22 protein-coding genes are annotated in these 23,647 nt (G+C 62.9%); 6 read left to right on the plus strand and 16 right to left on the minus strand.

Annotated features, from left to right (window positions below):
- Positions 1-101: 101 nt before the first annotated feature.
- From ABIC94_RS06605 to ABIC94_RS06630, 6 genes are all read right to left on the minus strand, one after another.
- Positions 102-1,847 (minus strand): hypothetical protein, encoded by a 1,746-nt coding sequence (locus ABIC94_RS06605; protein ID WP_354372237.1) that lies wholly within the window; start codon positions 1,845-1,847, stop codon positions 102-104.
- Positions 1,848-2,079: 232 nt separating this feature from the next.
- Positions 2,080-2,526, minus strand: coding sequence for a lysozyme inhibitor LprI family protein (locus ABIC94_RS06610; RefSeq protein WP_354372238.1), 447 nt, complete (start codon positions 2,524-2,526; stop codon positions 2,080-2,082).
- A gap of 62 nt (positions 2,527-2,588) precedes the next feature.
- Positions 2,589-3,182, minus strand: coding sequence for a hypothetical protein (locus tag ABIC94_RS06615; RefSeq protein WP_354372239.1), 594 nt, complete (start codon positions 3,180-3,182; stop codon positions 2,589-2,591).
- 173 nt (positions 3,183-3,355) lie between these two features.
- A complete protein-coding gene (locus ABIC94_RS06620; protein ID WP_354372240.1) occupies positions 3,356-4,348 on the minus strand; it encodes an alpha/beta hydrolase in 993 nt (330 codons plus the stop codon).
- Between the two features lie 6 nt (positions 4,349-4,354).
- A complete protein-coding gene (locus tag ABIC94_RS06625; protein WP_354372241.1) occupies positions 4,355-5,122 on the minus strand; it encodes a coniferyl-alcohol dehydrogenase in 768 nt (255 codons plus the stop codon).
- 37 nt (positions 5,123-5,159) lie between these two features.
- Entirely contained in the window at positions 5,160-6,635 is a 1,476-nt protein-coding gene (locus tag ABIC94_RS06630) for a benzaldehyde dehydrogenase (protein ID WP_354372242.1), read from the minus strand.
- Positions 6,636-6,880: 245 nt separating this feature from the next.
- Between ABIC94_RS06630 and ABIC94_RS06635 the strand changes: the two genes are divergently transcribed.
- The 3 genes from ABIC94_RS06635 (at position 6,881) to ABIC94_RS06645 (ending at position 10,522) form a co-directional block, all read left to right on the plus strand.
- A complete protein-coding gene (locus ABIC94_RS06635; RefSeq protein ID WP_354372243.1) occupies positions 6,881-8,713 on the plus strand; it encodes a sigma 54-interacting transcriptional regulator in 1,833 nt (610 codons plus the stop codon).
- 61 nt (positions 8,714-8,774) lie between these two features.
- Entirely contained in the window at positions 8,775-9,335 is a 561-nt protein-coding gene (locus tag ABIC94_RS06640; protein ID WP_354372244.1) for a hypothetical protein, read from the plus strand.
- Positions 9,332-10,522, plus strand: coding sequence for a PrsW family intramembrane metalloprotease (locus tag ABIC94_RS06645; RefSeq protein WP_354372245.1), 1,191 nt, complete (start codon positions 9,332-9,334; stop codon positions 10,520-10,522). Before ABIC94_RS06640 ends, ABIC94_RS06645 begins: the two co-directional genes overlap by 4 nt.
- Before the next feature lie 8 nt (positions 10,523-10,530).
- Here the strand turns inward: ABIC94_RS06645 and ABIC94_RS06650 are convergent, their stop codons facing one another.
- Entirely contained in the window at positions 10,531-11,427 is an 897-nt protein-coding gene (locus ABIC94_RS06650; protein ID WP_354372246.1) for an AraC family transcriptional regulator, read from the minus strand.
- 99 nt (positions 11,428-11,526) lie between these two features.
- Here ABIC94_RS06650 and ABIC94_RS06655 point away from each other — a divergent pair, with 99 nt between their 5' ends.
- The 3 genes from ABIC94_RS06655 to ABIC94_RS06665 all read left to right on the plus strand — a co-directional run bounded on the left by ABIC94_RS06655 (position 11,527) and on the right by ABIC94_RS06665 (position 14,951).
- Entirely contained in the window at positions 11,527-12,297 is a 771-nt protein-coding gene (locus ABIC94_RS06655) for an SDR family oxidoreductase (protein ID WP_354372247.1), read from the plus strand.
- 183 nt (positions 12,298-12,480) lie between these two features.
- Positions 12,481-13,209 (plus strand): extensin-like domain-containing protein, encoded by a 729-nt coding sequence (locus ABIC94_RS06660; RefSeq protein ID WP_436317952.1) that lies wholly within the window; start codon positions 12,481-12,483, stop codon positions 13,207-13,209.
- Between the two features lie 179 nt (positions 13,210-13,388).
- Positions 13,389-14,951, plus strand: coding sequence for a serine hydrolase domain-containing protein (locus ABIC94_RS06665; protein ID WP_354372249.1), 1,563 nt, complete (start codon positions 13,389-13,391; stop codon positions 14,949-14,951).
- Between the two features lie 27 nt (positions 14,952-14,978).
- On the opposite strand, the gene ABIC94_RS06670 is transcribed toward ABIC94_RS06665, so the two are convergent.
- From ABIC94_RS06670 to ABIC94_RS06710, 9 genes are all read right to left on the minus strand, one after another.
- Positions 14,979-15,773, minus strand: a complete 795-nt coding sequence (locus ABIC94_RS06670) for an SDR family NAD(P)-dependent oxidoreductase (protein WP_354372250.1) — start codon at positions 15,771-15,773, stop codon at positions 14,979-14,981.
- Between the two features lie 129 nt (positions 15,774-15,902).
- On the minus strand, positions 15,903-16,538 hold the full coding sequence (locus tag ABIC94_RS06675; RefSeq protein WP_354372251.1) for a DUF938 domain-containing protein: 636 nt from the start codon (positions 16,536-16,538) through the stop codon (positions 15,903-15,905).
- Positions 16,539-16,546: 8 nt separating this feature from the next.
- A complete protein-coding gene (locus ABIC94_RS06680; RefSeq protein ID WP_354372252.1) occupies positions 16,547-17,779 on the minus strand; it encodes a phospholipase D family protein in 1,233 nt (410 codons plus the stop codon).
- A 95-nt stretch (positions 17,780-17,874) separates the two neighbouring features.
- Positions 17,875-19,002, minus strand: a complete 1,128-nt coding sequence (hxsC, locus tag ABIC94_RS06685) for a His-Xaa-Ser system radical SAM maturase HxsC (RefSeq protein ID WP_354372253.1) — start codon at positions 19,000-19,002, stop codon at positions 17,875-17,877.
- Positions 19,003-19,074: 72 nt separating this feature from the next.
- Positions 19,075-20,553: a His-Xaa-Ser system radical SAM maturase HxsB gene (gene hxsB, locus ABIC94_RS06690; RefSeq protein ID WP_354372254.1), complete on the minus strand. Its 1,479-nt coding sequence runs from the start codon at positions 20,551-20,553 to the stop codon at positions 19,075-19,077.
- Complete coding sequence (gene hxsD / locus ABIC94_RS06695) at positions 20,550-20,858, minus strand: His-Xaa-Ser system protein HxsD (RefSeq protein WP_354372255.1); 309 nt, start codon at positions 20,856-20,858, stop codon at positions 20,550-20,552. The genes hxsB and hxsD overlap by 4 nt, the downstream gene beginning before the upstream one ends.
- Before the next feature lie 198 nt (positions 20,859-21,056).
- Positions 21,057-21,341, minus strand: a complete 285-nt coding sequence (gene hxsA2, locus ABIC94_RS06700) for a His-Xaa-Ser repeat protein HxsA2 (protein WP_354372256.1) — start codon at positions 21,339-21,341, stop codon at positions 21,057-21,059.
- Between the two features lie 268 nt (positions 21,342-21,609).
- Positions 21,610-22,260, minus strand: a complete 651-nt coding sequence (locus tag ABIC94_RS06705; protein WP_354372257.1) for a response regulator transcription factor — start codon at positions 22,258-22,260, stop codon at positions 21,610-21,612.
- Between the two features lie 4 nt (positions 22,261-22,264).
- Complete coding sequence (locus ABIC94_RS06710; protein WP_354372258.1) at positions 22,265-23,629, minus strand: cache domain-containing protein; 1,365 nt, start codon at positions 23,627-23,629, stop codon at positions 22,265-22,267.
- Positions 23,630-23,647 lie beyond the last annotated feature (18 nt).

Genomic DNA, 23,647 nt, shown 5'->3' on the forward strand with positions numbered 1-23,647 from the left:
TGGCGGCTCATGGCCGGCCTCGAAATCTGTCGCAGCCCGGACGTCTAGGAAAGGTCTGCAAAACCTTACTCGGTGCAGCAATGATGTTGGCCTGCGCGCGCTTATTCGTCCCTGTCGTAGCCTTGCTCGCGCAAGTTCCAGCCTATGCCTTCGCGGGCGACTGCCGCGTCTGGCGGTGAGATGGCGTCCAAGATTGGGAGCAGCAGGTAGAAGGACTCGGAGCACAAGTCTCGCTTGTACATCTCGTCATCAACTTGGCTGTACGCGCAATACTTGATGAGCCGCTTCATCATGCGGCCAGCGTTCTGCGGGTAGGCCCGGGCCAGGCCCTCGAACTCCGCGCGCAGCAGCCTATGGTGCTTGCGGATCAATGTCTCATTGGCAAGACCGTGGGCCAGCAGCATACGTTTCGTGAGCACCTGCTCCGGCATCTCCACCGCGACGCGCGCCATCAGGTCGTCCACCACGCGGTCCACAATGTGTAGCAGCCCATGATCGGGCTGCGTCGGCACGCGCCGGTTTCGACCGCTGAGCACCTTGTCCTCCAGCCGGGACAGCGTGAACTGGAAGAAGTCTGTCAACCGGGAAAGTGCCTCCAGCGGCGCTTTCGGCGCGTCTTCCGTCAGTCGGCGAACCGTGTCTTCCAGCAACTCCAGCGCCATGGCGCCCAGCGGGTCACCTACGGGCGAGTAAAGGGCCACGCAGGCGAGCGTGGGCACCGGATGCGATTGCCCGGCTGGCAGCAGGCTGCGCAGCAGCGCCATCGCCCTGTGCGGCAAACAGCGCCAGTAGGATTGCGCGGGGTCGCCGAACTGAAAGAGCTTCTGCAGCGCCGCCATCGCGGAGTCGACGCCCAGGACGCCCTCGGTGAGGACCCATTCGGCCAGTAGAGCGCAGGAGCCGTCCATCACTTTCTCCAGCGCCATGAGCGCGGCCTCGTCGCCGCGCAGCTTCTCGCGCTGGAACGATGCGTAGAAGATGGAATCGCCCAGTAGCGCCGCAGCCACGTCTGGCCGGTGCGGCCGCAGCGCAACGGCAAGCCGGTAGGCAAGCTGCGGGTCTTCGTGCAGACTCAGTTTACTGAACAACTGGGGCGACGTCCGTCGATCCCAATGCTCGTCGACGACATGAACGGCGGCGGCAGCATCCTCCTGCAGCAACGCCAGCAACTGCCGCCAGGTGTGCAGGTCGAGGTCGCGCACGTCGTGCGTCCAGCCCGTCACGTCCCGCGACCATAACGCGCAGCGCTGTATCGCCGCAAACCGCTGCACCGCCGGCACGCTCGCGTCCCCCATACAGGCTGCGACGAGCCGTTCCAGCTCCTGCTTGAGTGGCTCCCGCTGCGCATCTAAGCCCACTTGCACCGGCACCATCCGCAGGAAATGCACCACGCCGAACAAGACGTCCGCCTCGCCCTGAACCTGCAGGGCTTCAAGCTCGGCGATGAAGCCGCGCAGCGCACGCTGGCCGCGCCATTTCTCGAGCATGTCGATGCCGTTGGCCACAGTCGCGAGCCCGCGCTCAACGAGACTAGGGGCACGGCGCTGGTGGCCCGGCAGCATACGCATCCAAGGCAAAACGCGATCCAGCGCCACCACGCCGCCAGCTCGCGTGAAGAGGTTGGGCTTGGCCATCAACAGCGGGTCATGAGCGTCGAACCAATGCGCCAGTGTCATGATCCGGCGCTGTTCGCTTGGCGTACACAGCGCAAACAACCGATCGCGCCGCATGACGAAGTCGTAGCGCTCTTTGTCGCTAAGGATGCGGCGGGGCAGGAAGGCGGGGCGTGGGAGATTCGGGAACAAGGACGCGGCAAAGGGGAGCAGGTGGCCGATCTTATCGTCCACGCGGGTGCGTTACCTGTGCGGAAGTCGCAGTAGGGTCGGCCTGCAATACCTCTCGTGAATACGGCTGGCGCGCTGCGTGAGCGCCAGCGACGATGCTGAGCATGGATCAGATCACGCTCGATCTGCCCCCTCAGCGACCCGGCGTTCGAGCTTCAAATCCGAGCGCCTGCAACCAGCCTACTGCGGCCCTCCGCGACTCCCGGAAGCGGACGTCAAGTTGACGATCTGGCTCTCAGCGCCCGGCTTCGCGGGGTATCGCGCAACCGGCGCGTTCCTGTTCATCGGCTGCAAGGCTGCAGCCCAGAAGGTTCTCGAACTCCTTGGCACGGCCTTGGGTGAGCCGGGCAAGACAGCTGGCAACGTTCATTGGTTGAATGCTGCCACCGGCGGTCCGCACAGTCTGCAAGGCACATTCGGCATCGCGAAAGTTCAACCATTTTTTCTGGGCGTCCACCAACAGCTTGCCGGTGCGTTGGTCTCCCCGCAGGCGCAGCTGCATTTCCTTGTACAGCTTGTTGAGCCGGGCATCGGCCCCCTTCAGATCGGCCGCAGCGCATTCGTTCAGCTGTGCCTGGTTCTGGGCCTTGTCTGTGCAGGCATCGTCGGCTCGCGCTGGCGACAGTGCCACCGACATTGCAATGCCCAGCATCCAGGAAATGCGCTGGCCGGAAATGTTCATGGAAGTTCCTTCGTCGATCTTTGCACCTGCCACACCAACGACAGCATGCGGGGGCCAAAAGATCAATCCAGCGTGTCGAAGAGACGGAAAATCCACGACAGCTGATAGGCCAGCACGGCGGCCACGAAGATCCTGTGGAAGTGCCGGTTGGCCGTTACTGCCGCCACGACGCAGAGCACCACGAGAATGGGAGTGCGAACAAGGTACTCCGGCGCAAAGCGTGCAAAGTGCGCTTCGCCCTTGATGAGGGTGTCGACGACATCCAGCAGAAAGGTCGCGGCGAGCAAGCCGAAGAACCACGCGCGGCGGGCATAAAAATAATCTTCGTAGCTCTCGTAGTCCCGCATGCTGTCTGGAAAGAGCAGCGCGCACAGCAGGAACAGCACGACGGCGTAGCTGACGATGAACGCATAAGTACCAAACGTCCAGATCTGGATCTGGTAAAGGCCGAACTCCCACCACCAGAAATGCACCAGCGTCAGCATCACGGAAGCGACCCAGGCCAGGTGCACGGCATAGAGCCGATATTGGGCCGGGTGCTGCACGATGCGCGCAACGCCCGAGAGCAGCCGGGTGAGACCGAGGCCGATCACCATTCCCATGACGATGCGTATGTGCGGAAAGATGTCGTGTGCGGAGAGAACTTGCTGCTGCATGAAGTAGCTTTAAAACAATCCCACGGTATCTCGAGGCCTCGAGGCCTTGAATCATCGCCGACGAGCATCACGACTTCCGACAAAGATGATGTCAGCCAAATGCGCCAATTGCTGCGCGAAGCGGCGCTGGCCACCCTATCCCGCTCATCGAGTGGCATGGCGCCCCCCAGCGATCAGCCCGGCATCGGGTTCGACAGTTGCAAGCGCAGCCACGCGGCCAGGTCGGCCATCACCTGGGTGCCCAGCGACGATACCGCGGTGAAGTGAATGCAGGCGTGAATGGCACCGGGGTAATGGCGGTGCTCGGTCGGCACTCCGGCCTGTGCGATGCGCAGCGCCAGCGCATGGCCTTCGTCACGCAGCGGGTCGTGGCCCATGGTGGCCAGCCAGGTGGGCGGCAGCGCGCCCAGTGCCTGCGAATGCAGCAGGGCGAAATCGGCGTGCCGTGCCAGCTCTTGCCGCCCGCCAAGGTAGCTGTCGATGAACCATTGCATGACGCCGGTGGAGAGGAACTTGCCCTCGCCGTTCTCGGCCATCGAAGGGCTCGGTTCGCTGTAGTGCTGGGCCACGGGATAGATGAGGCCCAGCGCACGCGGTGCGTGCAGCGCAGCAGCACCGGCTGCGCGCAGTGCTGCCACGGCGGCGAGCTGCGCGCCTGCGCTGTCGCCGGCCAGCGCGATGCGCGACGGATCTGCGCCGAGCTCGCGCGCATGCGCGGCCACCCAGCGCAGCGCACAGGCCGCGTCGTCCACCGCTGCCGGAAAAGGATGTTCGGGCGCCAGCCGATAGTCCACCGCCACCACCACGGCGGCCACGTCATGGCACAGGGTGCGGCAGACCTTGTCGTGCGTTTCGAGATCGCCGATCACGAAGCCACCGCCGTGCACGTAGAGCAGCAAGGGAAGCGGCCCCTCGGCATTGGGCTGGTAGATGCGCAGCGTCAACGGGCTGCCGGGCCCGTCGATGACACGGTCGATCGCCGATGCGATGGCCGGCGCCGGCAGGCCCAGGCCGGCGGCCAGCTCACGGTATATCTGGCGCGCCACTGGCGGCGGCAGCGACTCCAGCGGCGGGTTGCCTTGGGCGGCGGCCTGCGCCAGAAAGCTGGCCAAAGCCGGATCGAGAGGCGCCGTGTCGAGCACGGAGAAAAAGGCGGTATGGGTCATGGCGGCTTAGATGTAGGTCGATGCCAGTCCGCCGTCGACGGGAATGTTGGCGCCGCTGATCCAGCGCGCCTCGTCGCTGCACAGCCACGCGATCACCGGCGCGATCTCGTCGGCGAAGCCGGGGCGCAGCATGCGGTGCGCATCGGCCTGCACCCGCTCCTGGCCGAGCATGCTCACGAAGTCGCCCAGGATCGGCGTGAACACCGGCCCCGGCGCCACACAGTTCATACGCACGCCGTGTTCCATAAACCATTTCTGCGACTGCGTGGCGCTCCAGACGATCAGCGCTTCCTTGAAGTATTGATAGCAGGTCTCCTGCGGCACGGGGTGGTCGCGCAGCCAGTGGGCGCCGGCCTCGAAGCCCCGCGCCGCGGCCAGGGCCTTGTGCGGATCCAGTCGCTGCGGCCATTCGGCGCCGAGGATGGAGGCTACGTTGACGATGGAGCCGCCACGCGGAATGCGCGGCAGCACCTGTTCGGTCAAGTGCCGCAGCCCCAGGTAGTTGACGTCGGCCACCAGCTTGACGGGCGCCGTGCCCGGCACGCCGGCGATGTTGCACAGCGCATCGAAGCGCTCGGGAAATTGCGCCACGGCCGCATCGATGGCGGCGACGGAACTCAGGTCGGCCTTGACGAAGCCGTCGAGCGTAAGGCTGGGGTCGTTGCGGTCCACGCCGATGACGCGGGCGCCGGCAAAGCGCGCGATGCGAACCACCTCGGCACCGATGCCCGACGACACGCCGGTGACGACGATGGTTTTTCCTTGAAGCTGCATGAAATGTCTCCTTGTGAGTTCGGTCGATAACAAGCACTCAGAACGGATAGGCGTGCGGCGCCTGCTTGATGGTCAGCCACTGCCACTGGGTGTATTCCTCCCAGTCGGCGGGGCCGCCCACGCTGCTGCCGTTGCCGGCGATGCCGGGGCCGCCGAAGGGGTTGACGCACTCGTCGTTCACGGTCTGGTCGTTGATGTGAACCATGCCGGAGTTCAACTGCGCGGCCATGGCCATGGCTCGCCCGATGGAGGGCGAGATCACCGCCGACGCCAGGCTGCCCTGGTGGTTGTTGGCCAGGGCCACGGCTTCGTCGTCGGTCTTGAAGGTGATGATGTTGGCAACGGGGCCGAACACTTCTTCGTCGTACACGCGCATGCCGGCCTTCACGCCCGCCAGCACCGTGGGTTTGTAGAACAGGCCCTCGCTGCTGCCGCCGGCCAGCAACTGCGCGCCGGCCGCGATGCTGTCTTGCACGATGGCGTGCACGCGGTCGCGCTGCTTCGCGTCGATCAGCGGCCCCAGTGCCACCTGGCCGCTGGCACCGTCGCCTACCGGCAGGTGCTGGGCCTTCGCGACCAGCCGCTGCGTGAAGGCGGCGGCAATGCTCTCGTGCACGATGATGCGATTGGTCGCCATGCAGATCTGCCCCTGGTGCAGGTAGGCACCCCAGGCGGCATTGCTGGCCGCGATGTCGAGATCGGCGTCTTCCAGAACGATCAGCGAGTTGGCGCCGCCCAGCTCCAGCGTCACCTTCTTCAGATGGCGCCCCGCCAGTTCGCCGATGCGCCGGCCCACCGCGGGCGAGCCGGTGAAAGCGATCATCGGCACGCGCGCATCGGTCACCAGCGCTTCACCGGCGGCGGCGTCGCCGGGCAGCACCTGCAGCAGGCCGGCGGGCAGGCCTGCTGCTTCGAACACACGGGCGATCATGAAGCCGCCGCTCACCGGCGTGCGCGAGTCGGGCTTGACGACCACGCCGTTGCCCGCCGCCAGGGCCGGCGCCACGGCGCGAATGGTGAGGATGAGCGGAAAGTTGAAAGGCGAGATCACGCCCACCACACCGCGCGGCACGCGCCGCGCCAGGCTGGTGGTGCCGTTCGCACTCGGCAGGACGTGGCCCTGCGATTGCATGGGCATGGCCGCTGCCAGATGGCACAGCGTGATGGCCTCGCGCACCTCATGCTGTCCCTTGGGCAAGATGGCGCCGGTCTCCCGGGCCACATACAGCGCCAGCTCGTCGAAGTGCGCCTGGAACAACGCCGCGGCCCGTTGGAACACCGCGGCCTTCTCGCGCGGCGCAACCTGCGCCCAGCTTTTCTGCGCTTGCGCCGCGGCGGCCGTGGCCAGCCCCACGTCTTGCGCATCGGCAATGCCGACGGTGGCCATCACCTGGCCCGTGGCCGGCTCGACCACATCGCGTACACCGCCCGCGGACGCAACCCACTCGCCGTTGAACACCTTGCCGGCCCAGGCCGCCGCGTCCAGGAACACCAGCTTTTCGGAAATACCCATGACTCACCCCTTGCGAAAAAGTTGATCGGCCGGCCTCGGGTGGAAATGCCCGCGGCACGCCTTCTTTTCGCAACGGGCATACCAGCGGCGCCGCAGCGGGTGGCTCGGCCTCGCTGGGCGACGCTGCTTTTCATTGGAGATTTAGGTGAATTCCCGAAGTCGCAATAGTTATTCTGGATAACTGGTTTACCCTGATCCGCGGTTTCACCAAATGATTAAAAATCGGCCGCTCGTTTCACCAAACGATGAACTCGAAATTGACCAAAGCCACCACCTCATCGGTCCCGGAGCGGATCTCGCTGGCCGAAGTGGCGCGCGCCACCGGCGCCGCGCTGGGCCGTTTCGACGGTGCCGAAGTGGCGCGCGCAATGAGCCGCTTCGAGGCCTCGCACGTGGGCAACGAAGAACACCCGACGATTGCCGACATCAGCGAGTGCCTGTTCTTTTCGCCGGGTGACGGCCGCATCTGGCTGCAGGACCAGCGCATGGTTCTTCTGCACACCGAAGCGCTGGGGTCCCTGCGGCGCGAACTGATCGACAGCCTGGGCCAGGAGAAGGCCCGCGGCCTCTTCACCCGCGCGGGCTACGTCAGCGGCGCGCGCGACGCGCAGCTGGTGCGCAAGCATTGGCCCGAGGCCGAGCCGGCCGCGGCCGCCATGGCCGGCACCCGCCTGCATGCGCTGGAAGGCCTGGTGAAGGTCGAGCTGGTGCACGCGCGCTACGACCCCGAGACTTCGGACTACGAAGGCGAATTCATCTGGCACCACTCGGTCGAAGACGACGAGCACATTGCGGCCTATGGCATCGGCGGCTCGCCGGCCTGCTGGATGCAGGTGGGCTATGCCACCGGCTACGTCAGCACGCTGTTCGGGCGGCTGGTGGTGTTTCGCGAAGTCGTCTGCCGTTCGATGGGCGAGAGCCACTGCCGCGTGATCGGAAAATCCGCCGAACGCTGGGACGACGTGGAAGAAGACATGCGCTACCTGCGCGCGCGCGATTTCGTCGGCGTTTCCGTCGGGGCGCCGCAGGCCGCGGAGTTGCCCACGCCGCCGCGCAAGAGCGACGCAATGGTCGGCGCGTCTTCGGCTTTCAACGCAGCCTGCCACCTGCTGCATCGCGTGGCGCCGACCACGGCCACGGTGCTCTTCACCGGCGAGTCCGGCGTCGGCAAGGAAAAGTTCGCCAGCATGCTGCACAGCATCAGCCCGCGGCACGACAAGCCCTTTGTCGCGGTGAATTGCGCGGCCATTCCGGAGACGCTGATCGAGTCGGAGCTGTTCGGCGTGGAACGCGGCGCCTACACCGGTGCCGGCGCGGCACGGCCGGGCCGCTTCGAGCGCGCCCATGGCGGCACGCTGTTCCTGGACGAGATCGGCACGCTCAGCTACGCGGCCCAGGGCAAGCTGCTGCGCACGCTGCAAGAAGGCGAAGTCGAGCGCGTGGGCGGCACGCGCAGCATTCAGGTCGACACACGCGTCATTGCGGCCACCAACGTCGATCTGCGCCAGGCGGTGCGCGAAGGCAGGTTTCGCGACGACCTCTTCTTCCGGCTCAACGTCTTTCCCATTCACCTGCCGCCCCTGCGCGAGCGGCGTGACGACGTGCCGCTCTTGATGAGCCATTTTCTGCAGCACTACAGCCGCAAGCACGGCCGGCAGGCCACCGGCTTCACGCAAGCCGCGGTCAAGGCGCTGCTGAACTACGACTACCCCGGCAACATCCGCGAACTGCAGAACCTCATCGAGCGCGCCGTGATCGTCGCCCCCGAGGGCAGCCTGCTCGAGGTTCACCACCTGTTCACCAGCGGCGAAACGCTGGACAAGAACGTGCTGTCGGTGCGGCCGGACGGCCACCTGGCGGGCGCGGGTTCTGCCGGCGCCCTGCCCTCGCAGCCCGCGCCTGCAAGCCACACGGTGCCAGACCGCGTCGGCTCCGGCTCATTGGGGCAAATGGAAGAGTCGCTGATACGCCGTGCGCTGGAGCAATGCGGCGGAAACCTCTCCGCGGCCGCGCGTGCGCTGGGCATTACGCGCCCCCAGCTGGCCTACCGTGCGCGCAAGCGCGGCATCACCAGCTGACGTCACCCGATTCGATCGACGACTCTGCAGGCCTTCGCTTTCTTCGTGGCACGATGAACGCATGCTCGAGCCCTCCCGCCGCATTCCGTACCGCACCTGGCCAGGCGCGCTTGCCGTGCTCCTCGCAATTGCCGCCTACGTCGGTGGCCTGACATTCTGGGACCGCCGCACGCCTGGCAACCGGCCGCTCGCCGCGGGAGAAACAGTGGCCGTCGGGCATGCGAGGTTCGTTCCTGCCGAAGGATGGGAAATGGACGTGTCGCGCTCCAAGGCGGGCCAGTCGCTGATGCTGTTCAAAGGGGGCCACAAGTTTCTGGTGACCACGGGCCAATGGGCGGGCGGGCCTGACGGGCCTTTGGTACGGCAGCAGCGCCTCATGGAGCGCGGCCAGGGGCTGCAAATCGACGGCGACGTGTCCGGCTTCGTCACGCCCTGGGGCCTGCAGGGCAAGACCTTTGCCTACTACGGATCGAAGCTGGCCGGCCGGTTCTGGCAAGTGGTGGACGTGCAGCGTCGCTCGCTCGTGCAGATTGACGTCTACGGCGCGAGCGACGGCTTGAACGATGCAATGGCCGACGCCCGAAGCATGCTGGAGTCCATGGACCTGGAGGCCCCGCAGTGAACCTCGACGTCGGCGAGCCGCAGGATCGGGCCGAATGGCCGATTGGCACCGATTCGTTCTTTCAGCCTCATCGCGCGGCCTTCTGGCTGCTGGCGGTGCTGATCGTCAACGGCCTGTTCTATACCTTCAACATGTTCTCGGTCGGGTTCCGCGTGGTTCCCGTGACCGCGTTGCTGGGGGTGCTGGTGTGGGGCATCTACACACTGCTTTTTCTTCTCGTCTTTCGCGCATTGGACTTGCTCGAGCAGCACTCGCCGGAAGCTTTTGTGCTGGCCTTTGCATGGGGTGGCCTGGGAGCGGTTTACTTTGCCGCGCCGGCGAACATCGCCATTCAAAGCCTGTGCGCCAAGCTGGTGTCGCCGGATTTTGTCGCGGTCTGGGGGCCGGCCATTGCGGGCCCTATTACCGAAGAATTCCTGAAGCTTGCCGGCGTCATTTTGTTGATTCTTGTGGCGCGCAACCAGTTTCAAACCTACCTTTCGGTGCTCATCGTCGGTGCCATGACGGGGCTCGGTTTTCAGGTGGTCGAAAACCTCACCTACACCGTCAACGCCTCCATGCACTTCCCGCTCGAGAACCAGGTGTACCCGGTGCTCCTGAACCTGCTGACGCGCGGGCTGCTGAGCGGGCTGTGGAGCCATGCGGCCTACACAACGATTGCGTCCTTCGGCGTTGCGTGGTTCCTGCTGCACCCCGAACGCCCCATGGCGGCAAGAATCGGCTGCGCCCTTCTGTGCTTTGCGCTCGCCTGGGTCATGCATTTCATCTGGAACTCGCCGTGGCTCGAAGATCTTTTCGACGGCGGCTACGGCGAGATGGCGGTGCTGCTGGTCGTCAAAGGCATCCCCGCGATGATCGCGGCCGGGCTCTTCTGGCGCGTGGCCGCCCGTGAGAACGGCGCCTACCTGCATGCCCTTGCAGCTTACTTCGTGCCCGAGCGCGATCTGATCCGCGACGACGAGTGGATTCGGCTGGGCGCGCCTTTGTCGCGCTACAGGGTTCGCATTGAAATGGGCTGGACCTTCGGCCTGCGCGCACGGCGCCTGAAAACCCAGCTGCAGCGCGAGCAGCTGCGGCTCATCCGCAAGGCAATGACCTATGGGCGCGGGGCGCAGACGCTGCGGCACGAGGTGGCGATAAGGCGGCTGCGCGCCATGCTGGATCCGCTCATCACCACCCAACCCTGAAGCACCCGCTAGCCCTGGCGTGCAAAGCGGCCCGGCGGCTGGCCCACATGGCGGCTGAAAGCGGTGCTGAATGTGCTGGCAGAGCCGTAGCCCACGCGCTCGGCAACTTCCGCAATGCCGACGTCGCTGCGGGCCAGCAGGTCTTTGGCGAGCGCCATGCGCCAGGCAAGCAGATACTCCATGGGCGGCAGGCCCACAGCGCGCGAGAAGCGCTCGAAAAAAGCCGACCGCGACAGTGCGGCCTTTCTTGCAAGATCGGCCACCGTCCACGACTGCGCGGGATCGCCGTGCAGGTGCCGCAGCGCGGTGGACAACCGCGGATCGGCCAACCCGCGAAGCAGCCCCGGCGGCGCGAGCTTCCCGGGCGCGGAGCGCAGGGCTTCGATCAGCAGCAGTTCGACAAGGCGTTCAAGGACGAGATCCCGCCCCGGTTTCTGTTGGAGCGATTCTTCCCTCACGAGCTGCACCAGCACCGAAAGGCGCCCGATGTCCCGCACATGCAGCAGCGTTGGAAGCAGCGAAGCCAGCAACGAGGCGTCCGGCGATTCGAAGGCAAAGTAGCCGCCGAGCATCCGCATGTCCGGAGGGCCTTCGCGCCTGCCGTGGCGAATTTCTTCCGTTGGCGCGGGCGCCTGCCTGGGGTCTACAAACACCGGCGCCGCCGGCTCGAGGCCCGACATGGTGAACCCAGGCGTGGCCGGCATGAGCACGAAGTCGCCCGCGGCAAGGGCAAGAGGCTCTTGCCCGTCTACCGCAAGAACGCATTCGCCTTCGAGCATGGTGCAGAAGCTGGGCTCGCCGAACGCCGAATAGCGAACCGCCCATGAGCCCGCACCGCTGATGACCTTCGAGTACACCGCGCGGGGACGCAGCAGCTTGACGACATCGGCAAGCGGATCGGACATGCCGGACTCCTGCAAATAAAAGAAGGACTATAGGTTATTCAAAGTCCTGCTCCACGCCGATATCGTGACGCACCTTCAACCAATCTCAAAGGAACCCCAATGAAGACCGTCCTGATCACCGGCTGCTCGTCTGGCTACGGCCTGGAAACCGCGCGCCACTTTCACGCGCAAGGCTGGCATGTCATTGCGACCATGCGCACGCCGCGGGCCGAGCTCCTGCCTCTGTCGCAACGCCTGCGCGTGCTGCCGCTCGACGTGACAAGGCCCGAGAGCATTGCCGCCGCGCTCGAAGCCGCCGGGCCCATCGACGTGCTGGTCAACAACGCCGGCCTGGGGCTCTTCGGCGCGTTCGAGGCGACGCCCATGCCCACCGTGCGCGAGATATTCGAAACCAATACCTTCGGCATGATGGCGATGACCCAGGCCGTGCTGCCGCAGTTCCGGCTCAGGAAGTCGGGCGTGGTCATCAACGTCACGTCGACTGTCACCCTCGCGCCCATGCCCCTGGTGGCGGCATACACCGCGAGCAAGACCGCCATCGAAGGTTTCACCGAGTCGCTGGTGTTCGAGCTCGCCGCTTTCAACATTCGCGCAAAGCTCGTCGAGCCCGGGTATGGGCCGGGTACGCGATTCACGGCCAACGGAGCCGAACGCATGCAGGGCTTGATTCCCGAGGCTTATGCCCCCTTGGCGCACCGTGTGTTCGCAGAACTGGGAAACCCGGCGGCTGTGACCACCGCGACCGACGTAGCCGAGGCGGTGTGGCACGCCGCCAACGACCCCGCGCCGACGTTGCGGTATGCGGCCGGTGCGGATGCGATTGCACTCTCCGGCGGCAAGCAAGAAGGCCCGAGGCTCGCCGGCACCTGACCGCACACCAGAAAACCACGTCAGACTACAGCCGGGTAAGGCCAGGCCTTTTAGCGTTCTGCTTTTTGCAGAGCTTCAGCATGGCGATCCATTCCTGCTTGGCGCTGCATCGGAGCGCTCGCCTTGAACCCTTCTGATGATCCGGCAGAGCCGACGCCCTCAAGCCGCAAGCGCTGGCTCGGCATGGCGTTTGTGTGCGCCGCCCTCGCTGCACTTTTGCTGGGTGCGTGGGCCGTCGCTACCGGCAGGCTGAAGATTCCGGAGCGCTTCAATCCGTGGGCACCGTTCGACGTGACTGCGCCGCCCGGCTGGCTGACCGGCCACAAGCTTTCGCGCGCCCGCAGCGAGCCAGCGCGCTGCCTTGCCGCGCTGGCGCAAACCGGCATGCAATACGACCTGCTGCCTGATCGCGTCACCGCCCCGGGCTGCGGTTTCGAAAACGCCGTCAGGCTGCGCTCCGCCGGCGTGCGCCTGGGCACGGCGCCTTCGCTGAGCTGCCCGATGGCGCTGTCTTTCTTCATGTGGGAGAGGCACGCGCTGCAGCCAGCCGCCATGCAGCACTTCGGCCAGCCGGTGGCGGCCATCGAGCACCTCGGCAGCTATGCCTGCCGCAACGTGAACCGCGGCGACGGTGCCGTGCCGGGCGCTTCGCGCAGCCGGCACGCAACAGCCGATGCACTCGACGTTGCAGCCCTGACGCTGGCCAACGGCCGCCGCATCACGGTGCTGCAGGCCTGGCCTCGAAAGGATGCTGCCAGCACCGCCGAGGTGGACGATCCGGCGGTGCTGCTTCTGCGCGATGCGCACCGTGGCGCATGCCGGTTCTTCAATGGCGTGCTGGGCCCCGACTACAACGCCGCGCACCGCGACCACTTTCACCTGGAGACCGGCGGGTACAACGTGTGCCGCTAGCGGCGGATTCGCCGGTGAGAACCTTGGAGCTACATCGCGTGCGCCTGTCTTGAAAAGAGCTAGGCGGCCGCATGGGATTCACACACAATCCCGCCGGTGTTGAAGTTTGCGCAACGCAAACACCCATAGCAGCTCCCATCACGAAGCTCTTCCTTCAAGGACCGCCAATGCATTGTTCGATGATCCGCCGTTTCCTCGCCACGACTGCCACAGCACTGAGCCTGGCAGCCCTGTTGGCCTCCTGCGGTGGTGGTGGCGGCGGCGGTGGGGGTGGAGGCGGAGGAATCATCGGTGTTCCGGCAACACCCCCGCCTACGACGGCCCAGCTGCCGGAACGCGAGGCACTCATTGCCCGGGCACGGGCGCTCGAACTGAACACGCCCTATGTGCCGCCGCCCGGCAATGTGCTGGAGCACCACACCTCCGGCTATGCCAAGACGATGTGCTCGGCAGTGTTCATCACGGGCATCGACCCCGACGTTGCCGCTGAAAGCCTCGGCTACTTCGTGGGGCCGTACGAGCAGCGCAAGAACGTCGGCAAGCCCGTGGTCGACCGCGTGAAGAAGGAGGTTCGCATCTCGATTCCCAACGGGCCGACGCTCGTCGCGCGCCACTTTGGCTCGCAAGGCTGCGTCACGCTGCCGGCCGGCAGGGACGATGTTTTCTTCACGCCCGTCGAGGTCAAGAGCACCCTGCCCGACCCCGCGACCCAAGCCTGGCCGATGGGCGATGTGCTGCCGGGCGACCCGCCGCCGGCCGAAGTCGACATGGCCAAGGTGAACCAGGCCGTCGAGGCCGCGTTCGGCGTGACGGAGGCCTACACGGCAGCCTTCGTGGTCACGCACAAAGGGCGCATCATTGCCGAGCGCTACATGAACGGCATCGGCCCGACGACGCCGCTCGAATCATGGTCGATGGGCAAGAGCGTCGTGGCCACGATGATGGGCGTGCTCATCAAGCAGGGTGTGTACAAGCTCGATCAGCCGGCGCCGATTCCGGAGTGGCAAGGTGCCGGGGATGGCCGTCAGCAGATCAAGATTTCCGACATCCTGCAAATGTCGAGCGGACTGCGCATCAAGGCGCCGGACGATCCGGACTTCGACCCCAACGGCACCTACCCCGATCACATCTACTACTACACGGGCCGCATCAACGCCTTCAACTACGCCGCCACCCGCCCGCAGCAATGGCCAGCCGGCGCGGTGGGCCGCTACCGCAACACCGATCCCGTGCTTGCCAATTACCTGGTGCGCCTGGCGGTGGAGAAGCGCGGCGAGGAGTACCTCTCGTTTCCGCAGCGCACGCTCTTCGACAAGATCGGCATCCGCTCGATGGTGATCGAGACCGACCCCTACGGCAACTTTCTCACGCAGGGCTACGACTTCATGTCGGCACGCGACTGGGCTCGCTTGGGCAACCTCTATCTGCAAGACGGCGTGTGGAACGGCGAGCGCATTCTTCCCGAAGGCTTCGTCAACTTCGTGAGCAGCGTTGCATCGGCCTGGGCCGCGGACAAGCGCCCGATCTATGGCGGCTTCTTCTGGATCAACGGCATGAGCTCGCTGGCCGCGCCAACGTCGGCCTACTACATGCTCGGCGCGGGAGGCCAGTTTGTGCTGGTGATTCCGTCGCACGATCTCATCGTGGTGCGGATCGGGCATTCCAAAGGCCAGGGGTTCGCGACCTCGACGCTGAACAAGGCGCTTGCACTGCTGACCGCTGCGGTGCCACGCGTGCGCTGACACCACCAGCAAGCCACTAGCAAGTATTCAGGACGCGGGCGGCCCCTTGCGCAAGGTGGGCAAGCCCACGCCCGCCGCATCGAAGCCGCCGTCGACGGCCAGCACCTGGCCGTTGATGAAGCTGGCCTCGTCGCTGCACAGGAAGCCCACCGTGTTGGCCATCTCTTCCGGCGTGCCGTAGCGGCCCTGCGGAATGGTGTCGTAGTAGTCGGAGCGGATCGCCACGGTGTGGACCAGCTTGGCCATTTCGGTTTCCACCGGCCCCGGCGCGATCACGTTCACGCGCACGCCGGCATTGCCCAACTCGACCGCGTATTGCTTGGTCAGGTGGATGAGCGCCGCCTTGCTGGTGCCATAGGCCACGCGCAGCGTGCTCGCGCGCAGGCCGGAGATGGACGCGACATTGACCACCGCCCCGCGCCTGCGCTCGGCCATGAGTGCGCCGAACGCCTGCGTGCACAAGAATGCGCCGTCGAGGTTCGTGCCCAGCACCGTGCGCCATTCTTCGAACGAGGTTTGAAGCACCGGCTTGAACACCGCCACGCCGGCGTTGTTGACCAGCGCATCGACATGCCCGAAGCGCTCGACCACGGCCTTTGCGGCGCTCGCGACCTGCGACGGATTCGAGACGTCGCAGTGCACGCCAAGCACCCTCTCGGGCTCGGCCAGATCGGCCACCGCCAGATCGAGCGTGGGTGCATCGATGTCGAGCAGCGCGACGTTGTAGCCGTGCGCGAGGAACCAGCGGCCGATGGCGAGGCCGATGCCGCGCGCGCCGCCGGTGACGACAGCGACGCGAGGGGGAGTGGAGAGATCGGTCATGGATGGAAGTTTCCGCGGTGGACGAAGTCAGTTGCCGGGCGATGGGAGACATTCTTCCAGAGTGGCTTCGAAAATGACACGCACGAATTGCCGCCTCGCCACGAAGGGGCCGTCGACCGGCTCTCGACTTTAGAAACCAAAGACCAACAGCAAGTTGTTCGCGGGCATTGCATGCCGCTCTCGCAACGCGAGGCCTGACCGGCGTGCCTCTGCCACCACGTCTTCCAGGCGGCGAATGCCCCAGGAAGGATCCCGGGCACGCAAGTCTTCGTCGAACGCCAGGTTGCTCGGCGCCGGTGGGGCTTCTTCTTCGAAGTAAGGCCCGTAGGTGATCAGCAACCCACCAGGAAGCAGATGCTGCGCGGCCCCTTGCATCAGCGCGGCGCATGTAGCCCACGGCGCGATGTGCAGCATGTTGGCGCAGTAGATCGCGTCGAACTTCTTTTGTTTTTCTTCTTCCTTTTGAGCGAACACGGGGCCCTGCGATGGCCATTGAGGCGCCATCACGTCGAGCAGGAGCGGTGGGCGGAGATTGGGCAGTGCGGCTTCTGCGACTCGGCTTACGAGTGCGGGGAGCATTCGCGCGTCTGCATCGGTGGGCTGCCAGGTCCATTGAGGCATTGCTGCTGCGAACCAGGCGGCGTGCTGGCCTGTGCCGGATGCGATCTCCAGGGCGTTGCCGCGCTCGCCGAGGATGCGGTTTAAGGCATCGAGGATGGGCTGTTTGTTGCGGTCGGCGGCGGGGCTGTGAGGGAGGTCTGGCATTTCGGCCTCTAGAGCTTCTTTTTTGATTTCCTCTTAGCGGTCGGGTCGTAGTAGATGCTATCAAGTAGTGCAGCACGGTTGTCCCAGATTCGCCCTTCCAATTGCGCCCTTGGCCGCGCGCACAACCACCACGGGCTATTTTGCATAGGAATGACGATTCGCTCCCAATAGTTCTCAAGAGCCAAGGTCGTAGGTGCATTCCCAAAAGCTGAGCAGATTCCAGTGCGATTTGCGTCGTTCACGCCAATGAAAAAATCCGGTCGCTTCATCGCCAGTAGTCGCGACGCCGTTGGAACGCCGCCCTTGTGTGATTTCCCTTGAAAGGCGAGGGAAAAATCATGCGCAAAACCGTCGAACTGCTCTTCAAGTATCTCGCCCTCCGCTGGAATGTGGTCTAGCGCTGCGGATAGCAATTTCGGGGACTCGTTGATCAGGTTTTTGAAATCTCCCTGCCCAAACATGGTCCCGAACCAAGGCCACTCGAGGTCGTCAAGTTGTGGTTCCCTCTCTCCATACGTACCGGCGATGGCCTTGCGCTCAAACCTCGACATCACTGCGAGCGATCTATGCTCCAGAAAGAGGGTAGTGGCTCGCTCAAGGATTGCTAGTCGCCCCTCGAGACTGTGATGTACATCATTTTTCACTCCCTCAACAAACTCCTTCCATGTGAGAGTCATTGGCGATGACTTCGCACCGATCCTAGGTTTCTTTAGTCGATAGAACTTATCTAATGCGCTGCGCTTGGCCTTGTTTATCCGGTACTGGGTTTCGTATGCAAACAGAAAGGTATCCTCATCGATTGCTTCGGCTGAATGCCAGGTCGACTCAATGAATGACTTCAAATCGATAAGGGCCTCGTCCTCCGCTTTACCTTCCAGCAGCGTGCTGACCTCGATATTTTTTCCACCAAAAGCCCCAGCTGTCAGATTGTGACTTCCCACTACGGCTGTCCGATTCATAGCTGTCTCGAACAGATAGACCTTCGGATGGAATAGACGACCGCTCGGCGGCAGGCAACGGGCGCCCTTCCGTGGCATGAAGGCGCGCAGGACCGCAGGATCAGTTTGATACATGTGAGTCCCGATGACTACTTTCCCAAGCTTCGGGTGCATCTTCAGCATGGCGTCGGCTACCGGGTTGGAGCCCGCCCAAGCCACTGCGACATCAAACCGAACGCAGTCTCTGAGAAGTTGCAGAAGAGTGTGAGTCGCCTGCTCTGCAGTCAGCACGCTGACTTTCATCGTGGATTACGCCCTTTCATTTGAAGCGCGGTATTGCCCATCGCTCTCTTCTTCATCAATCTCACTATAGAAAAGGTTCAGTTGTGCTTTTTCGCTTAGCCGAGAACAACGGATTCCTTGTTTAGCATCGGCTGGATGTGATCACTATGACGATGCTGCACCGAAGAAGAGAAAAATCCCCCGCACTCAGATTTCCGCTCGCACCCTGAGCATTCGGGAAGAAATTCGTTCTTCCAGTCAGAGATGGATTTCCGGTAGATGCTGTATACGTCAGGGTTCACCAAGCAAAGCTGGTGGTTATAGATAGATGTGGTGATCCCATAGGCTGTCAGGATAGCCGCGGCAGTCGAAAGCGTGTCGCGGTATTCATGGGGGTCGACCCAAAGCTTGTCGAGATTAGCTCGTGTGAAGCCGGTGATCTCGAGTCCCATCAGAGCTACATGTTTCACAAAGATCAGGTTGCGGGCAATGTAGCGACACGTCTGTATGAGCCGGGGCAAAGTCTCACGATGAACAACGATACGTATTTCAATGTCAACATTCGCTTGACGCAGGTTAAGGATTCCCCGAACTGTTTCATCAAAGGCTCCTGAAGATTGAACAACATAGTCGTGCCGAACCGGATCGTCTGAATACAGTGGTATTCCGAGAGTCAAACTCGGGTGATTGACTTTTCCTAGTGCATCGGCGAATGCCCTATCAACGAAAGCTCGGCCGTTCGAAAGAATGTCAACATGAGTGTGAGGTAGATGATTCTTGACATGTTGCACAAGCCCAATGAAGCGATCGCCATAGAGCGTGGGTTCGCCCCCTGAAAATCCCAGGGATCGGGTATTCATCGGAATCATCCGAATCAATTCAAGCACCTCATCCATGATCCAAAAATCGTCCGCGCTCTTAGGCGGCTGGGAGCACATAAGGCAATAGTGATTGCACTGCTCGGTCAACAGAATGGTGTTGTTGGGAGAATCGACACGGAAGAGCACACTTAATGCGTCTTGAGTGGGATTCAAACGGACGATGTCGCCCTCGTTCAGATACGCGTACTCTTCGTCTATCTCATAGACATCGCTGGCTGTAGTAGCTTCCAGTTCCTCGTCACTTACTCGATCGCGAACAAGGACCACTCCAAAACCGTCAACTCCAGAGAGGTCGTTCCGACACAACAAGGCATACTTGGAACGAAGGCGTTCCGGTAAGCCTCTTCGCAGGGTGACCGTCAAGAGCAGAGGTTCATCGAGGGTTTTTCTTCGAGCTTTTACCCTTCCACGAAGTTTCAGCACAGCATGCCTTTCTCATTGAGCCCAGGAAGTGAAAAGTCGCTTCACATATTCGTCCGATTCCATGAGCGAGATGAGGTGCTTGAAGATCGACATATTTCGCTTGCAGAACTCCGACTCAGTCTTGCGGCCCACAAAGTCTTTATGAAGTCCCCAATGATGGACAGGGTCTGCGCCACAATACGGCTCGAAGGCGCAGTCGGTGCACATAGGTACGCTGTAGCTGAAACTGTCCTCAAGTGCCTGCAACAACGTCTCGTTAAGGAAGATCTCCTCGAAGGAATTCTTGAGCACGTGACCGAGGCGGAACTTATCATCGCCCATTTCCGCCAGCATCCGCGCCTCGTCCGAGGCAAATACCACGCCATCGTAGTTATAGACAATGGCACCCAAACCTGCGCCTGCAGGACTCATTAGATCTACATAGCCTGGATCATCAAAAGTCAGCATTTTCTTCAGGACTGTCGCTGCGTAAAACTCTCGGAATGCGATCCCCTGCCGGTTGAGATCAATGATGTAGCCCAAGCCCTCCTTGTAAAAATCCAGCCAGCGCTCAACTCCGTAAGCCCGATAAGACTTCGTCTTGATCGCAAAGCCATAGGGCGACAGCGGCCTGAGAAAGATGCCGTTGAAATCATGCGCTAGGTACTCATCGACTATCTGTTTGACTTGGCTGAGGCTAGCCTCTGTTGTTGTCATTAACGCGGAGACATTCTGCTTGCCCAAAGCATCGCGCGCGCGCTGGATGCCGCTGATCGTTCTTTGATGACTGTCTTTTCCTACGCGTGGCCGGTTCTTGTTGTGAAGATCTTCGGGACCGTCAAGAGATGTCGAAATTTGGACATCCTCCTCCCGGCAAAAGTCCAAGATCTCGTCCGTGACAACAGCTAGGTTGGTTGCGATCACGAAGCCGAGTTTTTTTCTGCCAGCCGCCTTGCGTTTAGCCTCGAAGACGATGTGTTTGACTAGTGGAAAATTCAGCAGCGGCTCGCCGCCTTGAAATTCGATCTTGATCGTTTCCGACGGAGAGCGAAGAGCTAGGTCTATCGCTGCGTCCGCCTGCTCAATCGTCATGTCAAAGGCGTCACTGTCTTCTGACTGCCGAGAGACTTGGCAGTAAGGACAGGAATGCTCACAACGCAGGGTCACCACAAAAATGTGCAAGGCCGTGAAGTTCGCCAAGCGGGCAAATCGCGTCCTGACCTTGATTGCGAGCAGTTCACCAGCAATGTCGGTGTTGGCGTCTGTCAGAAAGTGGTGTGCTCGCAGATCCACATACGCGTTGGTCGAGTCTTCTAGGCGGTGTTCTGAGAATGCGTAAACGTCGCTCTTCGGTAGAACCAAATATTCTCCAGCCAGATTACTTAAGACGAAGCGCTCGCGATCCAACTCTGAGAACCTGAACGGCATTAGTCGGTAGCCAATAGGGGGAGTGCGATGCTTAGCTCGTCTAGCATCGGCCCCGTAAAAAGTGATCGGCTGGAACTTGGTCATGCGCGCTCATCGTCGATGAGACCAGTCCGAGAGAACGCGTGCGCCAAGATCAGGTTTCGAACTGGAGCAGTTTCGACTTTGATCTTCTCGCGCAGGTTCTGATCGAGTACCTCGGCGCGAAAATCCTGCACAGCAAGATCCATCGCCGTATCGCTGCTGTCGCGTCGCCTACTTTCTATTGCGACGATCAGACTTCCCTGGTCAGCCTTGATGTCGAAGGAAAGGCGATCGTTTAACCTATAGCACGCCTTTTCGATGGCCAGCTCGCTGTAGATGCCGGAGTCGAAGGTCAGGGTTATTGTCATTCGCAGCCTCAATAACTGTCTCGCCGTGGTCGATGGTCACAGACGTCGCTATGCCCAAACAACCGGACAGCCTTTTGAATTAACAAAGGCCAAGAAAGGGACTGCCAGCGCAACAGGCTGCTCGCCCCCCGCGCCGCAAGCGTGCCTATCGTCTTAGCTCAATAGCCGCAGCGAGAAGAGGTCGCTCTTAGCTCTCGATCAGTACGCTGAAGAGCGATGTGACGCGTGCGAGGCGTGGCTGGAATGCGATGAGTGCGATTGATGGTAGGCCATGACGACTCCCGATGAGTCTCGCTGCATCAACATCAAGTGCTGCTCATTACCACGCGTGTACTGCAGAACAAGTGGCTTAACTGGATCTGCGAGCGCTGCGCCTCTTGGCCCAGACGACTGTGGAGAGGCCGGTGCAAATGCCGCGACCGCTGTGGTACCAAGCGATGCGACTGCCGTAGCAACAGGGATCAAAAACGCTGCCTTCTTCATATTTCGCTCCTAGGCTTTTTGTATGCAGCAGGCGGTGGGCCGCCTCCAATCCTCGACACTTTTTACAGTATGACGCATAACGTTAAATAAAGTAACAAAGTAGTACAAACCCCTATGTATCAGCCCCCCCCCCGGCTGCATCGGCCGCGGATCGCCACCATTCCTCGCCGCCGCCGTAGCAGCACCACAGCAATGAGTTCAACTACTCCAACTTGTTCCCAAGCAGATTCGATGCACTCAGTCAGCACAAACTAAAGAGCCGTGCAGCTCACCCGCCCCCAAACTCCCGCGCATGCTCCACCGCATACTTGATCAACTCCGCCTGCCCCTCAATCCCCAACCGCCGCTTAATGCTCTGCCGATGCGCCTCCACAGTCCGAACGCTAAGCCCCAAGTCCCGTGCAATCTGCTTGCTCGATTCACCCCTGCCTAGCGCAGTGAGTATTTCGCTCTCGCGCGGCGTAAGCAGCGGCCTTGGCGCCTGGTTGCGAAACAGTTTTTTCGACACGGCTGGGCTCAGGAAGGTGCCGCCACCTGACACGGCTTCGATGGCGGCAACGATCTCGGCGGCGGGCGCGTCTTTCAGCACGTAGCCGCGCGCCCCCACTTGCAGGGCCTTTTGCACGTACTCGGGGTTGTCGTACATGCTGAGCATCACCACGTGCGGCGCGGGCTCGCGTTGCAGCACCAGCGCGGCCAGGTCGATGCCGTTCATGTCTTTCATCCCGACATCCATCAACAGCAAGTCGGGGCGCAGCTGTTCGACGAGCGCAAGGGCCTCGGCCGCGCTGCCTGCCTCGCCGACGATTTCGAGGTTGGGCATGGAGCCGAGCCGTGCGCGCAGGCCGTCGCGCACCAGCGGGTGGTCGTCGACCAGAAAGAGGCGGATGGCGGGGGCGGCGGCGTCTTTTCTTGTCATCTGGCTATTCAGGCTTGGCGCTGCGGGTCGGCACTTCGGCCACGATGGTGGTTCCGCCATCGCCGGACTGCACGCTGAGGCGTCCGCCGATCGACTCCATGCGTTCGCGCATGTTGCGCAGGCCGATGCCGCGGCGCGGGTCGAGCTGCATGGCGTCTACGTCGAAGCCCGTGCCGTCGTCGCCAATCTCGAGCCGCACGCCTTCTTCGTCGGAGAAGCCCAGTGCAATGTGCACACGGTGCGCCGTTGCATGCTTGCGCACATTGGTCAGTGCCTCTTGCGTGACGCGGAAGAGCGCGGTCTTGGCCTCTTGCGAGAGTTCGAAGGCTTCGCCCTCGATCATGATCGACGCATCGATGCCGCCCTCTTCGGCAAACTCGTCGCCCAGGCGTTGGAGCGCGGCGGGCAGGCCTAGCGTGTCGAGCAAAGCCGGCCGCAGGCGGTGCGAAATACGGCGCACCTCGAGCAGCGAATCGTTGAGCCGTTGCAGGGCCTTGCCGAGTGCGGGGGGTGCGGTCTGGCGTTCGCGGTCGAGCGCCTCCACCGCGGATTCGATGAGCAGCTTGGCGGACACCAGCGTCTGGCTGGTGCCGTCGTGCAGTTCGCGCGCGAGGTGGCCGCGCTCTTCTTCCTGCGACTGCACCACGCGCCGCGCGAGCAGCCGCAGCTTGGCCTCGGCCACGCGGTGCTCGCTGAGGTTGAGCAGCAGGCCGGTGGCGCTCACCACGCCCAGGCACAGCGCGGCAATGCCGGCAATCCAGAGCAGCGTGGTGGTGACGTTGGCGCTCATCTGACGGTCCAGCGCCTGCATGGTGGTTTCGATGTCGTCGAGGTACAGGCCGGTGCCGACCATCCAGTTCCAGCGCGGCAGCGCCGTGACGTAGCCGAGCTTGGGCGCCATCTGCTCGCTGGAGGGCTTGCGCCATTCGTACTCGACATAGCCGCCGCCTGTGCGCGCGCCCGCAATCAGGTCTTGTATGGTGAAGCGGCCGCGGGAGTCGCGCATGTCCCAGAGGTTCTTGCCCACGAGGTCGGGCTGGCGCGAATGCATGAGGGAGCGGCCCTGCATGTCATAGACGAAGAAGTAGCCGTCGTCGCCGTAGTCGAGCGCGGCAAGGCGGCGCAGGGCTTCGTTGCGGGTTTCCTCGTCGTCCCGGCCCGCGTCGTACAGCGGCCGCACGATGCTCACGGCCAGGTCGACATAGCTGCGCAGTTCGCTGCGCCGCTGTTCCATGTAGCTTTTTTCGATGAGGGCGCGTTCGCGCCGCGCCAGGTCATGCTCCTGGTGGCGCACCGCCAGGGCCACCAGCACCAGCGCAATGAGCAGCGGTGCAACAGCCAGCGCGACGATCTTGGTGCGGAGGTTCATCGGGGAAGAAGACTACCA

Source organism: Variovorax paradoxus (assembly GCF_040544635.1).
Taxonomy (GTDB): Bacteria; Pseudomonadota; Gammaproteobacteria; order Burkholderiales; family Burkholderiaceae_C; genus Variovorax; species Variovorax paradoxus_R.